This window comes from Acinetobacter sp. SwsAc2 (genome assembly GCF_013391465.1).
In the GTDB taxonomy this organism is placed as follows: domain Bacteria; phylum Pseudomonadota; class Gammaproteobacteria; order Pseudomonadales; family Moraxellaceae; genus Acinetobacter; species Acinetobacter johnsonii.
This window is the reverse complement of the sequence record NZ_JACBEZ010000011.1, coordinates 67,090-81,651: the sequence shown is the minus strand read 5'-3', so window position 1 is coordinate 81,651 and position 14,562 is coordinate 67,090. Positions and strand designations below refer to the sequence as shown.

Annotated in this window: 11 protein-coding genes; 3 read left to right on the top strand and 8 right to left on the bottom strand. The window is 42.3% G+C overall.

The window, feature by feature from the left end; genetic code table 11:
* The 7 genes from HYI04_RS07060 to HYI04_RS07030 form a co-directional block, all read right to left on the bottom strand.
* The gene (locus tag HYI04_RS07060) at window positions 1-267 is read right to left on the bottom strand and encodes a MoaD/ThiS family protein (protein WP_039890091.1); all 267 of its coding nucleotides are present in this window, start codon (window positions 265-267) and stop codon (window positions 1-3) included.
* Between the two features lies 1 nt (window position 268).
* The gene (gene moaA, locus HYI04_RS07055) at window positions 269-1,297 is read right to left on the bottom strand and encodes a GTP 3',8-cyclase MoaA (protein ID WP_039890089.1); all 1,029 of its coding nucleotides are present in this window, start codon (window positions 1,295-1,297) and stop codon (window positions 269-271) included.
* 345 nt (window positions 1,298-1,642) lie between these two features.
* Window positions 1,643-2,269: a molybdenum cofactor guanylyltransferase gene (locus HYI04_RS07050; RefSeq protein WP_039890087.1), complete on the bottom strand. Its 627-nt coding sequence runs from the start codon at window positions 2,267-2,269 to the stop codon at window positions 1,643-1,645.
* A complete protein-coding gene (locus tag HYI04_RS07045) occupies window positions 2,266-5,058 on the bottom strand; it encodes a nitrate reductase (protein WP_159152908.1) in 2,793 nt (930 codons plus the stop codon). The genes HYI04_RS07050 and HYI04_RS07045 overlap by 4 nt, the downstream gene beginning before the upstream one ends.
* A gap of 291 nt (window positions 5,059-5,349) precedes the next feature.
* Entirely contained in the window at window positions 5,350-6,960 is a 1,611-nt protein-coding gene (nirD, locus tag HYI04_RS07040; RefSeq protein ID WP_039890086.1) for a nitrite reductase small subunit NirD, read from the bottom strand.
* A gap of 95 nt (window positions 6,961-7,055) precedes the next feature.
* Window positions 7,056-9,602 carry a nitrite reductase large subunit NirB gene (gene nirB, locus HYI04_RS07035; RefSeq protein WP_039890084.1) on the bottom strand — a complete coding sequence of 849 codons (2,547 nt, stop codon included), beginning with the start codon at window positions 9,600-9,602 and terminating at the stop codon, window positions 7,056-7,058.
* Between the two features lie 65 nt (window positions 9,603-9,667).
* Window positions 9,668-11,017 (bottom strand): MFS transporter, encoded by a 1,350-nt coding sequence (locus HYI04_RS07030; protein ID WP_005400633.1) that lies wholly within the window; start codon window positions 11,015-11,017, stop codon window positions 9,668-9,670.
* 612 nt (window positions 11,018-11,629) lie between these two features.
* Here HYI04_RS07030 and HYI04_RS07025 point away from each other — a divergent pair.
* The 3 genes from HYI04_RS07025 (at window position 11,630) to HYI04_RS07015 (ending at window position 13,765) form a co-directional block, all read left to right on the top strand.
* The gene (locus tag HYI04_RS07025; RefSeq protein WP_004696311.1) at window positions 11,630-12,217 is read left to right on the top strand and encodes an ANTAR domain-containing response regulator; all 588 of its coding nucleotides are present in this window, start codon (window positions 11,630-11,632) and stop codon (window positions 12,215-12,217) included.
* A gap of 3 nt (window positions 12,218-12,220) precedes the next feature.
* On the top strand, window positions 12,221-13,216 hold the full coding sequence (locus HYI04_RS07020) for an ABC transporter substrate-binding protein (RefSeq protein ID WP_159152907.1): 996 nt from the start codon (window positions 12,221-12,223) through the stop codon (window positions 13,214-13,216).
* A 270-nt stretch (window positions 13,217-13,486) separates the two neighbouring features.
* The gene (locus tag HYI04_RS07015) at window positions 13,487-13,765 is read left to right on the top strand and encodes a hypothetical protein (protein ID WP_004696307.1); all 279 of its coding nucleotides are present in this window, start codon (window positions 13,487-13,489) and stop codon (window positions 13,763-13,765) included.
* Between the two features lie 23 nt (window positions 13,766-13,788).
* Here HYI04_RS07015 and HYI04_RS07010 read toward each other — a convergent pair whose 3' ends face one another.
* A complete protein-coding gene (locus tag HYI04_RS07010; protein WP_005400631.1) occupies window positions 13,789-14,562 on the bottom strand; it encodes a 1-acyl-sn-glycerol-3-phosphate acyltransferase in 774 nt (257 codons plus the stop codon).

Genomic DNA, 14,562 nt, shown 5'->3' with positions numbered 1-14,562 from the left:
TCAACCTCCTGCCACAGGGGACAACAACACCAAAGTACAATCTCGACTTAAAATGGTCTGCCTTGAAATAATGTCTTCACCGATTGCACAGGCACAGCGCTCCAATAATGTGTGGACATCTGGGTACTGAGCAACGATATCCTTTAATATCGCTGCAACCGATGAATCAGGCTCACATTGCAGCATTAAATTGCGGGGCAACTGGCGTTCAATCGCACCAAAAGCTTCAATCTTTACTCTAATCAAGTTATTTAACTCCTGAGTCATCCTAACCTCCAATCATATGCATACTGATTTTTCGCACTGGCTGATGCAACTGCTGTTTTTGAATGGCATGAAAACCTTGCTCTTTATGCCAAACATAAGTTGAAAGTTTACTTTCTAAAACAAAGGCTTCGTGCTGATTAAGTTGGGTAAGTTGTTGAATGTCTAACTTTAAATTTAAGCCTTGCTTGGCAAAAAGACAATTATAAAACTCACCTTGCGCATTCAACCGTAGTCGATCACACTCCCCACAAAATGAGTTGCTAATGGTAGAAATAATCCCAACCTTCTCACCATCTACCCGATAACTACGTGCAGGATTGGCACCTTGTCCTTCAAGCACTTGCACCGTAAATTGCGAGCTGAGTTGGGACAAAATCTCTTGTTCAGTGACGACATCGGCTTGCGACCAATTTTGATCGCCATCCAAAGGCATAAACTCAATAAAACGCAGTTCTACCTTTTGCAGCTTTGCCCACTGAACCAAAGGAACAATTTGATCGTCATTGATGCCTTTCATCAGCACGGTATTGATTTTGATGTTAAAACCAACCTGCTGTGCGACCTGAATTCCTTCCAGCACTGTATGTAATTGTTTTTTAGTGAGGTGTTGAAATTGTTCGGCATCTAGACTGTCTAGACTAATATTTAAATCATCCAGCCCTGCTTGCTTTAAAGCAGCGGCATATTGTTTTAAATAGTGACCATTGGTGGTCATGGAAATACGCTTCAGCCCCTGTTTTTTTAGGCTTTGTAGCTGTTCGATAAAATGCACCACACCTTGGCGCATTAACGGTTCACCACCCGTGATACGAATTTGCTCAATGCCATGCTGCACCATAAATTTGCAAAAATGGTAGAGTTCTTCAAAGCTGAGCAAGTCGTGCTTTTTCATCCATTCGGGATGTTCGGGCATGCAATAGACGCATTTAAAATTACAACGATCCGTCACAGAGATTCGTAGTTTGCGCTTTTCACGTCCAAACTGATCTTGGAATACTCTAACTGCGGATACATGGGTCATGCTGTTCATCTGTCTTACCTATGCGTCCTTTGAGCGGTGTCGGTGCAGTTCATATTTCACGCCCTATTTTCTAAAGTATAAATTGCAATAACTGTTCCAACTTTGTGCACTTTTTACATTTTGAGTATTTTCAGTTCACTGCCGTAATGAGTGATCACTGCTACATACGTTTATAATCTAAATAAAATAACGACTCCCATAAATATATTCTAAATTTTTGTTTTATAATAAATTTAATATAAACACGAATACTTATTTAGTTCTTTTATAGATTTTTATTTAAACAGTCAAATCGGTTTATGGCAACATCTTTTGCTCTCAACACACACCTCCTCTCTTCAATATCTGAGGTATTTATAAAAAATTAAGTTGCCGATGCTGCTGTAACTCATCCAACGAGTTAATGCTGTGAAAAAACAGTGCATGATTTTTAAATCGTGCCACTTGTGGGTGCAAATCTGCAAAACACTGCCTTAAACTGCGCTGATTTTGCTCAAGGTGCTGAATCAATGTCGGTAAACTGCTCCGTTTTAACAAACAAAACGGATACAGTGCACGGTCATTGATTTCTACAATAACGACACCACAGTTCGGATCTTGTTGCATCGCCTGATGTAACCGTGAAAACACTTTTTTAGGAATAAAAGTCACATCACAGGGTACGAACAGCACATAGTCTGATTGCACATGTGTCCATGCACTTTTCATCCCCATCAAAGGCCCTTGAAAGCCTGTTGTCTCATCTTCAAAAAAACCAATCGACGGAATCAACCGCTCATAAATGGAATGATCCCTATGGCTGTTGACCCATACCTTGGTTGCACGTGACTTTAACTGCTGATGAATTTTGATAAGTTGAATTTCATCATCAAATTTTTGCAAGAGTTTATTAATGCCATTCATACGACGCGCCTGACCGCCCGCCAAAATGACAACTTCAGTTTCTGGGTAGCTCACGGGTTTGAATATTTTTCTTTTCATTCGACATCCTCCGTTTGACAAGCTTTGATCAGACCTCGAATTTCAGGTAAGCAGGAACCGCAATTGCCTCCTGCCTTTAAGCATGCAGTGACTTGTTTTTCATGGGTGATATTTTTTTCTTTAATGACATCGATAATACGATTTTTCCCAACTTTAAAACAGCTACAGACCAGTGGGCCATCGCTATTAGTCATTGACATGGCTTGCCCTGCCAATAAAGCCTTCCGATGCATCGCGCTTAAGCGTTCGCGCTTAAACAGACTTGCCACCCAGTCTCGATCTGGCAATAAGGCTTTGGGCGCAATATACAGACTCGCAATGAGGTGGCCATCTTGTAACACCACACTATGACTAATATGAGCGGTTTGATCTTCTACATTGAGCCATTCAAAACTTTCATCATCAAAAGGCAATAAAGCTTTGAGTTGTTCGGTCGTTTCCGTAAAACGTCGACGGTCTGCCAACTCATAACGAATAGCTTTGGACGTTTTGATTTTGGTCCACCAAATGCTTTGTTCAATGCTTTGTTGCACCAAATGTTCAAAGCCCGTTCTGACATAAAACACGCCCTGCCATTGCGTATAAAACGGATGAATCATCACAGGGGTATGTTTGAACTCAGGTTCTCCTGAAATCGCATCCACCACAGGATTCACCACTTTGCCAATCCGTGCATCAGATGCGAATTGATCACTCCAGTGAATCGGTGCAAAAATCTGTCCACGGCGGATATTGTCACTGACCGTGGCACGCAGTACGCAATTTCCCCAAGCCGATTTGATCTCCACCAGTTCCCCATCTTTCAAACCATATTTCAGTGCATCATTTGGGTGAATTTCACAATAAGGTTCTGCTTTATGTGTACTTAAATTGGCTGATAAACCTGTACGTGTCATGGTATGCCATTGATCGCGGATGCGTCCTGTATTCAGCACCAATGGATACTCACTGCTGGTTGGATTCACTGCACCAACTGCCGTTGTTGCAATAAACTTGGCTTTACCATCTGGGTGACTAAACTGACCATCTTTAAATAATTGGGCAAAAGTGTTTGGTGTGGTTTGGCCATTTTTCAAAGGTACGAGCACAGGCCATTGCGTCGGTTCAAGCTCTTGGTAGTCATCAAATGAAAGATTCTTCAGACCTGCCAAATTGAAATAGCGGAATGTTTCAGTCGATGAACGTAAAGCAATTTCTGCATTTTGATAGGCTGAGAGCTGGGCATGTTCTTTGAAAATGTCATGACTACTTTCAAAGTCAAAACCCTGAAATCCTAATTTTTTCGCCACTTGTGAAACTGACCACCAATCCGCTTTAGCTTGTTCTGGAATGTCTAAAAAAGCACGCTGTCTGGAAATACGGCGTTCAGAATTGGTCACCGTGCCGTCTTTTTCACCCCAACCTAATGCAGGCAGCAACACGTCGGCATATTGCGTGGTATCGGTATCTAAACAAATGTCTGACACCACCACAAACTCACAATTCTCTAGTGCGCGTTTGACCTGATCAGCATTGGGTAAACTCACCACAGGATTGGTCGCCATAATCCAAATGGCTTTAATTTTTCCAGCCTCGACCGCTTCAAAAAGGTCGACGGCTTTTAAACCCACTTGCTTTGCAATGGTTGGACTGTGCCAAAACTGCTGTACCAATTGTTGATGCTTTGGATTATCCAAATCCATATGGGCAGCCAACATATTGGCAAGTCCACCCACTTCACGTCCGCCCATTGCATTCGGTTGGCCCGTCATGGAAAAAGGCGCAGCGCCCAATTTCCCAATTTTTCCAGTCAGCAAATGACAGTTGGTAATGCTATTGGCTTTGTCTACCCCACGTGAAGACTGATTCACACCCATTGAAAATAAGCTCATCACTTTTTCTGTTTGAGCAAATTTTTCAAAAAAGAGTGCTAATTTTTCAACAGAAATCCCCGTTCGTTCGCTCACATTCGCTATTGATGCTTCAGAAGCACTGCTTGCTAGCGCCTGCTCTAAGCCTTGAGTATGCTTTGCAATAAAATCAGTATCGGTATAATGATTGGTTGCTAAATACTGTAATAAACCATTGAACAGCGCGACATCTTGACCCGGTAAAATCGGTAAGTGTAAGTCAGCCGCCTCACAGGTGGCTGTAAAACGTGGGTCAATCACGACGACAAAAAGATCTCGCTCCTCTTTGGCTTTCATGATGCGTTGGTACAATACTGGATGACACCATGCGGTATTTGAACCCACCAAAACCACCATATCGGTATGTTCAAAATCACTATAACTGGCTGGAACTAAGTCTTCCCCAAAAGCGCGTTTATGCGCAGCAACGGCTGAAGACATACACAACCGTGAATTGGTGTCGATATTGGCCGTACCTAAGTAGCCTTTAACAAATTTATTGACCACATAATAGTCTTCAGTCAGCAGTTGACCAGAGACATAAAAGGCAATACTTTCAGGCCCATATTGATCGATATAATGTTGAAATTTGTTGGCGATTAAATCTGTTGCGGTATCCCATGAACTTACTTCACGTTGCAGTTTACGCCCCAACATGGGATGTAAGACGCGCGTTTCTAAACCTACCGTGTCGGCTAAATTACTGCCTTTAATGCACAACTTTCCATAATTAGATGGATGTTGAGCATCACCCACTACAGAGACTTTTTGCCCTAAAGCCGTTTCGTCAACAGTTGCTGTTACCCCACACCCCACCCCACAATATGGGCAGGTGGTTTGTGTGGTTGTCATCATTTTTTCTGTGGAGCTATGCAGTTCCATTACAGGGATACTATTCATTTCTGCTTCGCTCCTATTTGCCTTTCATTTATTTTGAATCACTCACAACGGCGTCTTTTCTTTTGTGTTTAGATTTAGGATTAACCTTCGGTTCGACCTACTTTTCTTTTGGGAAAAGTAGGCAAAACCATTGTCATTCACAAAACTCGTCCCATACCACCTTCACCCCAACTTATTCGCAGAAACATTAATTTTCATAAGTAACTCTGCCTCAAACAAGTTGTGAATGACGTTTCCGCGTATCAAATTAACTATCAGAAAATCTATCCCCCTCCTTTCACGAGGAAGTTTTTACCCTGCTTTTTTTAATGCAAAATCTTTACCAAATAACAGTTTATTTCGAATTGAGGAAATTGGGGTTTGATCTGAAATAAGTTCTGCATACCAGACACCATCTTCAGTATCACCAAACAATACCGCACCGACAACCTTATCCTTTTGAATAATAATGCGTTTATAAATCTGACGTTTTTCATCATTTAAAATGATGTCTTCAAAGTCATCCTTCGGTTCAAAATTACCCGCTGAGAACACATCACAGCCACTTACCTTTAACTGTGTTGGAACAGTTGGTGCTTTGAACGTTAAGCTGCCATGCTCCGCCAAATGTGAGGCACAAATGAACGCCTGCCCCCAAAGTGGCTCAACCAAGCCAAAAGTCTGGCTACGATGTTCAATACACTCGCCTACGGCGTAAATACTTGGGTCAAAAGTCTGCATGGTGTCATTCACCAACACACCACGGTTACAGCGTAGTCCTGCACTTTGTGCAAGTGCCATGTTCGGACGAATACCAACTGCAAATACCACAAGATCCGCCTCTAAGACTGTACCGTCTTTCAAGCGAATTTGAGTGACATGACCATCCACACCCACCAATGCTTCAGTATTGGCCTCAGTTATAATGGAGATACCCTTTTGTTCAATACTATGGCGTAGCATTTGGCTGGCTTTACTGTCTAATTGGCGCTCCATAATGCGATCCATCAGATGTAAAACCGTGACATTCATCCCGCGTTGTTTGAGACCATATGCAGCTTCAAGTCCCAACAGCCCACCACCGATTACCACGGCATTTTTCTTGGTCTTGCAGTAATCCAGCATGGTGTTGATATCATAGATATCTCGGAAACTAATGACACCTTTCAAATCTGCTCCAGCAATTGGAGGAATGAACGGTTTCGAACCTGTCGCTAAAATTAAACGATCATAATCAACCACTTCTCCTTTTTCGGTATAGACCTGCTTACGAGGACGGTCTATACGTACCGCAGGATCCCCCGCAATGAAACGAATCCCTTTGTCGCTATACCATGCATGTGGATGTAACATGATGTCGTCAATGGTTTTATCCCCTGACAACACTGGCGATAACATAATACGGTTGTAGTTTCCCCAAGGCTCTTCACCAATCACCGTCACTTCATAACGGTCTGGTGCCATGTCGAGTAAATCTTCCAAACAACGCATCCCCGCTAGGCCATTGCCAACCAGCACCAACTTCATTTTTTCCTGAGATGCACCTGTGTTGGTGATATAGGTTTTTTGTGGTGTCGGACTAATCCACACTCGGCCATTTTCAATTTTGCTTGGAAAAACCAATAGTTTTTGATCTTTATCTTCCAAGCAACGTCCCGTCGCCAAACTAAAATGCTGTTTATAAATCGGGGACGCCACCACACGTTCACCTTGCAAGTCCCCAATAATGCCGCGCGACATCACAAAAGCTTGGCTGAATGGGTCTTGGTTGCTCAACGCATAAACACGCTTTTCAGCACCGACACGAAAAATAGCAATTTGCTGATGTTCAATAAGTGCACCTACGCCAGTGTTTGGCGTTACATCATCTAGTGCACAGACATCAACCCAATCTAGCTCATTCATTTCTTTTAAAATTGTCATCATCTTGATCCTTTTTAAACTTATTCATTCATTTAGTCCCTCTATCTTTGCTTTTGAGAGAGTGTTGAAGAAAGAAGTTTGAATACCCTAATTTGTTAAGCTTCAACCACTGGAATACGGCTACGATCTCGTTCAGCCTCAGTTTTAGGACGAATCTGGCCACGAACTTCTGCAAACTGAATATGCGGATCTTGTTGTTGCTCAGCTTTGGCATTGATGAAAGTCACAAAGCGTTTACGTACTTCTGGGTCTTCAACAGCCGTACGCCATTCATCTTGATAAGTCCCCACCACATGGCTCATACGACGTTCCAGTTCAGCAGCTAGACCTAAAGAATCATGCACAACCACATCTTTGAGATAATCTAAACCACCTTCCATGTTGTCGCGCCATACCGAAGTTCGTTGTAAACGGTCTGCGGTTTGCACATAGAACATAAAGAATCGGTCGATGTATTTAATTAAAGTTTGGGTGTCAAGATCCGAAGCCAATAACTCGGCATGGCGAGGCTTCATCCCGCCATTACCGCAGACATACAGGTTCCAGCCTTTTTCAGTGGCAATCACACCAACATCTTTACTTTGTGCTTCAGCACATTCACGGGTACAGCCTGAAACAGCCATTTTTAATTTGTGCGGTGAGCGCAGTCCTTTGTAGCGGTTCTCTAGGAAAATAGCTAAACCCACCGAGTCATCCACACCGTAACGACACCATGTACTGCCGACACAAGACTTCACTGTACGCAGCGATTTCCCATACGCATGGCCTGACTCAAAGCCCGCCGCGATGAGCTTTTCCCAAATTTCAGGAAGTTGGTGAATTTGCGCGCCAAACATATCGACACGTTGCCCACCTGTAAGTTTGGTATATAAGCCATATTCTTTAGCAATTTGCCCCACAGCAATTAAGCCGTCAGGCGTCACTTCACCGCCTGCCATACGTGGGACGACAGAATAAGAACCATCTTTTTGAATATTGCCTAGGTAGTAATCATTGCTGTCTTGTAGACCTGCATGGCTTGGTTTTAAAACAAAGTCATTCCAACACGATGCTAAAATATTGGCTGCAGTTGGCTTACAAATATCGCAGCCCAAACCATGACCATGTTGTTGGATCAGGTCATCAAAAGTTTTGATTTCATTGACCCGTACCAAGTGATACAGCTCTTGACGTGAGTAAGCAAAGTGCTCACAAATATGGTTATTCACGGTCACGCCTTGGCGTTGTAATTCAGATTTTAAAACTTGGGTCACTAATGGTGCACATCCGCCACAGGCAGTAGCTGCTTTGGTACATTTTTTTAGGGCCCCTAGAGACGTTGAGCCCTCGGCGATTGCACTGCAAATATCGGCTTTAGAGACGTTATTACATGAGCAAATGGTTGCACTGTCTGGCAGTAAATCGACGCCACTACCGCCAGATTTAGCGGAAGATTGTGCATAACCTGGCATGATTAAACTTTCAGGATTTTCTGGAAGTGCTAAACCATTCAGCATCATTTGTAGTAAGTCGTTGTACTCTTTTGCACAGCCCACTAAAACTGCACCAAGTAGCTTGGTCTTTTCGGCATTTACCACGATTTTTTTATAGACTTGTGTGTCTTCGTCGGCATAGAAATAACTGAGTGCATTTGGTGTCATCGCATGTGCATCACCGACAGAAGCAACATCAACGCCCATCAGTTTCAACTTGGTGCTCATGTCTGCACCTGCAAATTCAGCACAAGCTTGTTCAGTGACATGTTTTGCTGCAATACGTGCCATGTCATAGCCTGGTGCCACCAGACCATAAATTTTGTTTTGCCACAGTGCACATTCACCAATAGCGTAAATATCTGGATTTGACGTTTGGCAATAATCATTAATCATGATCCCGCCACGCTCTCCAAGCGTTAAACCACTTTGACGTGCCAACTCATCACGTGGGCGAATACCCGCTGAGAACAAAATAATGTCTGTTTCAAGCTCAGAACCATCACCAAATTTCATCACATGCTTCGTCGTTGCACCTTCCTCAATTGATGAAGTCGCTTTTTGGGTATGGACTTTTACGCCTAAGTTTTCAATTTTTGCACGTAGAACCTTTCCGCCCAAGTCATCAATTTGAACCGCCATGAGACGTGGTGCAAACTCAACCACATGGGTTTCCAAGTTCAAATCACGTAGCGCCTTAGCGGCTTCTAGGCCCAATAAACCGCCACCAATTACCACACCTGATTTCGCATTGAGACTTGCAGCACGAATCGCATCTAAGTCTTCAATGGTTCGGTAAACAAAGCAATTTTCACGATCATTACCCGAAATAGGCGGAACAAAAGCATATGAACCTGTTGCCAAGATTAATTTGTCAAAACTAAGAACATCACCATGATTCGTCGTCACTGTTTTATGGCTTTGATCAATTGCAACCGCTTTGGTGTTTAAACGTAAATCTATGCCATAAGCATCAGCAAAATCTGCACGACAAAGGGTTAAATCCTTTGCTGATTTACCACTGAAATATTCAGTCAAATGTACGCGGTCATAAGCCAAGCGGGGTTCTTCGGCCAAGATGGTAATTTCAACATCATCACCCACATGTTCGAGTACTGATTCGATAAATTTGTGGCCAACCATGCCATGACCAATCATGATGATTTTCATATTCTTTCTCCGCAATATTTCATTTGTTCTGCCTGAGCCTTGAGGCTTGGGTTTAATCTCTTTATTTAGTTTTGCGCTTCAGCAATGCTACGATCATGTACCGCTTGTTCGAATAAGCGCTGTTCCTTTTCTTTATGCTCAACAGAGAAGCGAATCATGAGAACAAAACTTGCAGCGATGACCACCAAGCCACCTAAAATCATCAGTGTGGTTTGAATATCCAACATACCTTTGAGTAGGAAACCTGCTGCCACTGCACCCACGTTCCCCCCTGCGCCAATAATGCCTGCCACACCACCCAAGGCATCACGATCAATGAAAGGCACCAAAGCGTAAGTTGCACCACATGCCATGTGCGTGAACAATGCAAAGACTGTCATTGCGAGAATCGCTAAGATGGGGGTATTCATTTGAGAGAATAGGACGAGGAAGAGACCTTCTAGCATAATCATGCCAAACAGCACTTTGGTTCGACCATCAAGCCCTTTTTTAGTTGCGACTTTGTCTGACACAATGCCGCCCAGAGCACGAGCGAACAATGCCAGTAAACCGAAAATACCTGCCGCCATCCCTGCTTCTTTTAAACCAAAGCTAAAATGGTCGACGTAGTACATCGCGACAATGTTATGAATAAAGATTTCGATCCCGAAACACGCGGCATAGGCACCAAATAGAATCCAAACACGGTAGTTTTTCGCAGCATGCATAAGAATTGCTACACCACCTTTTTTATCTGAACCAACACTGACACCCTCTGCACGAAGTTCTTTGAAGTTGCCTTGTGGGCAGTCTTGGGTAAATTTCCAATACATCAAACCCACGATTAGCATCAAGACACCTGGAACAATCAGTGCAATTCTCCAGCCCATCGCTTGCTCTACACCAAACATCACCAAGGCACCGAGCATCAATGGCATAAGTACTTGTGTTGCACCACCGCCTGCATTCCCCCAACCTGCTGTCGCTGCATTTGCAGTCCCGACTACGTTTGGCGCAAACATTATGCTGGTGTGATACTGAGTAATGACAAAGCTTGCCCCAATCGCACCAATCAATAGACGGAAGAACAAGAAGGATTCATAGCTATTTGCAGACGCTACTCCAAAGACTGGAATGCTGCCGAGTACAAGAAGTGCGGTATAGGTTTTACGCGGGCCGTATTTATCACACAATGGCCCCACAATAAGACGAACTAAAATGGTGATCGCGACAGCTGCAATATTAATATTGGCAATTTGATCTTTGGTTAAATGAAATTCACCTGCAATCACTGGCATCAGCGGAGCACAAGCGAACCAAGCAAAGAAGCAAACAAAAAAGGCGAGCCAACTCATGTGGAAGGCTCTCATTGCTGCGCCGTTAAAACTGAAAAGACTTATTTTTGTTGCTTTTTTAGCATGTAAATTTGAAGACATAACCTTCTCCAGACTGAACTGAGCGTATAGTTTTTCTACAGCACAAACTCTTGGGATGTAGAAGCGATCAGAACGGACGTCGTTGGCCGTCTTACAAATTTGATTTAGAGTCGTCTTTGACTCATCAGGGATAATGCAACGAGTGTGCCAATATTTATAATAAAATAACAACATATTGTTTTTTAATACTTTATTTAAAACATAATCTTATAATTCGATATAGTCAGCTCTTTTTATTTTTAAAGCACAACAGCTAAATTTTCCGACTTTTTAAAACCCTGCCACCTCTTGGTGCATTTTGCATTATCGATGAGCATCTGCTTTCTCTAATAAACGACATTGCTTTGTTCTAAGCACGACATCTAGAAATTCGCCCTTAGACGTACAAATCGACTGAGAACATCAACACTTCAATTTACTGAATCCATATCCGTAAACTCTTTCATGAAAACTCCGATCACAACATATGCAACATGCATACTTTGTCTGTAATCGCGACCATAAAGATTGACTGCCTGATTCGAGATAAAGCTGGCATTTGTTAAGTTTGGCATTTAAATTGCTTGTATACTTTTAGATCTCATTTTCAGGTTTTCCTGAGCACTGTACAGTATGCCTAAACTGAAAATTGCATTGATTGATGACAATCAAGAACGCGCACAATATATTCGAAGTTCCCTCATCGAACATGATTTCGATGTGGTTGCCTGCCTGATTATCGATCACATCAATATTAGCCGTCTTGAACAATTAAGTGCTGACGTCATTTTGTTAGATATGGATCATCCGCAACGTGACATTATTGAAAGCTGTGTAAGTCAATTTAACCTACCCACTGTTTTATTTACTAAAAATAGCCATAAAGACACCATTAAAAGTGCCATAGATGCTGGAGTGACGGCTTATATAGTGGATGGAATCGATCCTTCAAAGTTAGAAAATATTTTAGAAATCTCGATCGAACAGTTTCGTAAACACAAAAAGTTGCTCACAGACTTACAAGACACCAAAAATAAACTCGCCGATCGTAAAGATGTGGAGCGTGCGAAAGTCTTGCTGATGCAATTACATGGACTATCTGAAGATGATGCCTTTCAATTGCTGCGTAAAAATGCCATGAGCCACCGTATGACCATCGGTGAAATGGCAAGACGTCTGTTGGATGCTCAACAGCTTTTACAATCTCAACTCAAGGACTAAGTCATGGCTCAACTCGAAAAGTCGGAACTTCATCTGGGCTATATTCCACTTTTAGACTGTGTTGCTTTACTGTGGGCTAAACAACGCGGTTTTTTTGAAGAAGTGGGCTTAGACGTGAGCTTAGTCAAAGAAGCGTCTTGGGCAAGTTTAAGAGATCGTTTGGCTTTTGGTTTCCTAGACGCAGCACATTGCTTATCTGCCATGTTGCCTGCTGCCGCACTCGCTCAAGATCAACTCGGTATTCCGCTACAAACCCCTCTCGTCTTAAGCTACAACAGTGCTTTTATCAGCTTAAGCCAAAAACTATGCTATGCGCTCGATATCAAAAAAACTGATGATGCAGCCACCACTGCACAGAAATTCTTTAGTGCCATGCGGCATGAACAGTATCTTCCGATTGCCCATGTGTTTAAGCAGTCTATTCATCATTATTGTTTACGTGAGTGGTTGGCGTTGGCCAATCCTGAATTTTCCAAACGCATACATTTACGTACTTTACCGCCACCCTATATGGTGGAAGCCATTTCAAATCAATTGATCGATGGTTTTTGTGTTGGGGAACCTTGGAACACACAAGCGGAAATTCAAGGCTATAGCCAAATCATTGCGACTGGCTCAGACATTATTCCTCGCGTCGCAGACAAAGTACTGGCTGTGACTCAAGAATGGGCTATCTCCAATCCCAATACACTTGCAGCCCTCGTCCAAGCCATCCAAAAAGCACAAGTTGAACTTAAACAGATGCAGGATCTTGAACCTGTTTGGCAAGTCTTGGTCGATTACAACATCATTCGCTTTGCGTGTTCAGCAAGTGTTCACGTCGAAAAATATCACCTGATTCAGAACATCATTCGTAGTTTTATTCCCGAACAAGTCCAGCCGCAAGTTTCGGATTTTGTTTGGCTCACACAGCAAATGCAAAAATGGGATGATGTAAATTTAGAGAGTGATGAAATTCACGGTATTAGTGAAAATTGCGTCATTCAAACAAAGACTTGATTTTTAAATTATTACTACATGTTACTTAAGACGTAATTACGCCCTATTTTGAAACATTTATTCTGAATAATATTTTGAAGTAAATCTGCGATCTAACTTTACTGCCACTTTACTAGATATTTTTCTTTAGCTTCCACTTATCTGAGCACGCTATTTACTCATGCGAAAAGCACGCTAAGATCTTTTAAAACATGAAAACAATAGATAAATAATATTCATCACAACTTCTTTTTTAAACGTCAAACTAACTCAAGGACAGCGGGGTGTATTATGTTTACCGAGGAAAATCGACATGTTTCTTTATTACATGCGATTAACAAAATACTGATTAAAGACTGGGATCCCCTGCGGATCTATCGTAATCCTGCACTACAAGATGAATATGAAGAATACTTACCCAGTTTATTTCGGTTCATTTGTGAACAAGCCAGTGAAACTGAAATTTTTGAATATTTATGGTGGGTGGAAAATAAGGTTATGGAAGTCAAAGGGAATAAGACCCATACTTTAAAAATTGCACATTTGTTGAAAGATTTACAGGAAGACTAAGCAGATTTTACGCCTGTAAATGCTCAATCAAATCGGTCACCATGTTGCTGTTGACGCAATACTCTTAAGTCTGCAAGCCCAGTATAAATTTCTGCTGCAATCTGGTCTCGGAACTGCTGTAACTGTTCTAGGTTTTCAATATGCATCAAACTTTGTCTGGGCATAAACTTAAAATAAAAAGGCAAGCGTTTCGGAATCAAATGTTTCGGTAATGATGGGATCACCTCCCCTTTACGCAGTAAGCGATTTAACTGCGGCACTTGTAGCAACTTTTGAAAATATTGGTGCTGAACAACTTTATTAGCATCAAAACCAATATCAAAGACTTCATCTCCGCCTAACGCGGCAAACGGCACGATGTCATAGCCAAATTCTTGAGCGAGCTTTAAAAAGCCGTAGCGCTGTTTCCAAATCAGGTGATACTGTTCGCCCTCACGTTTTAGAACTTCGCGTCCACCACCAGGAAAAACCAAAATAGAATAGCCTTGTTGCATGGCTTCACGCACATAGGCTGGGACACCATCGACTGCACCAAATTTTTTCACCACACTACGCCACAGTGGCAAATAAAAATGGCTATGATCAGCAATACTGACCACAGCCACCTGATGCTCATTGTAGAGATAATCAATCAACATAGGTGAATCGAGCACACCATACATAGAATGATTTCCTACATACATTGCAGGTTGTGATGCATCTAACTGTTCAGCACCAATAAATGTCGGTGTGAAATAAACTTTGGATAAAGCACTCAGGCGTTTAATCCATTTTTCATCATGCTCAACCTGCAACAT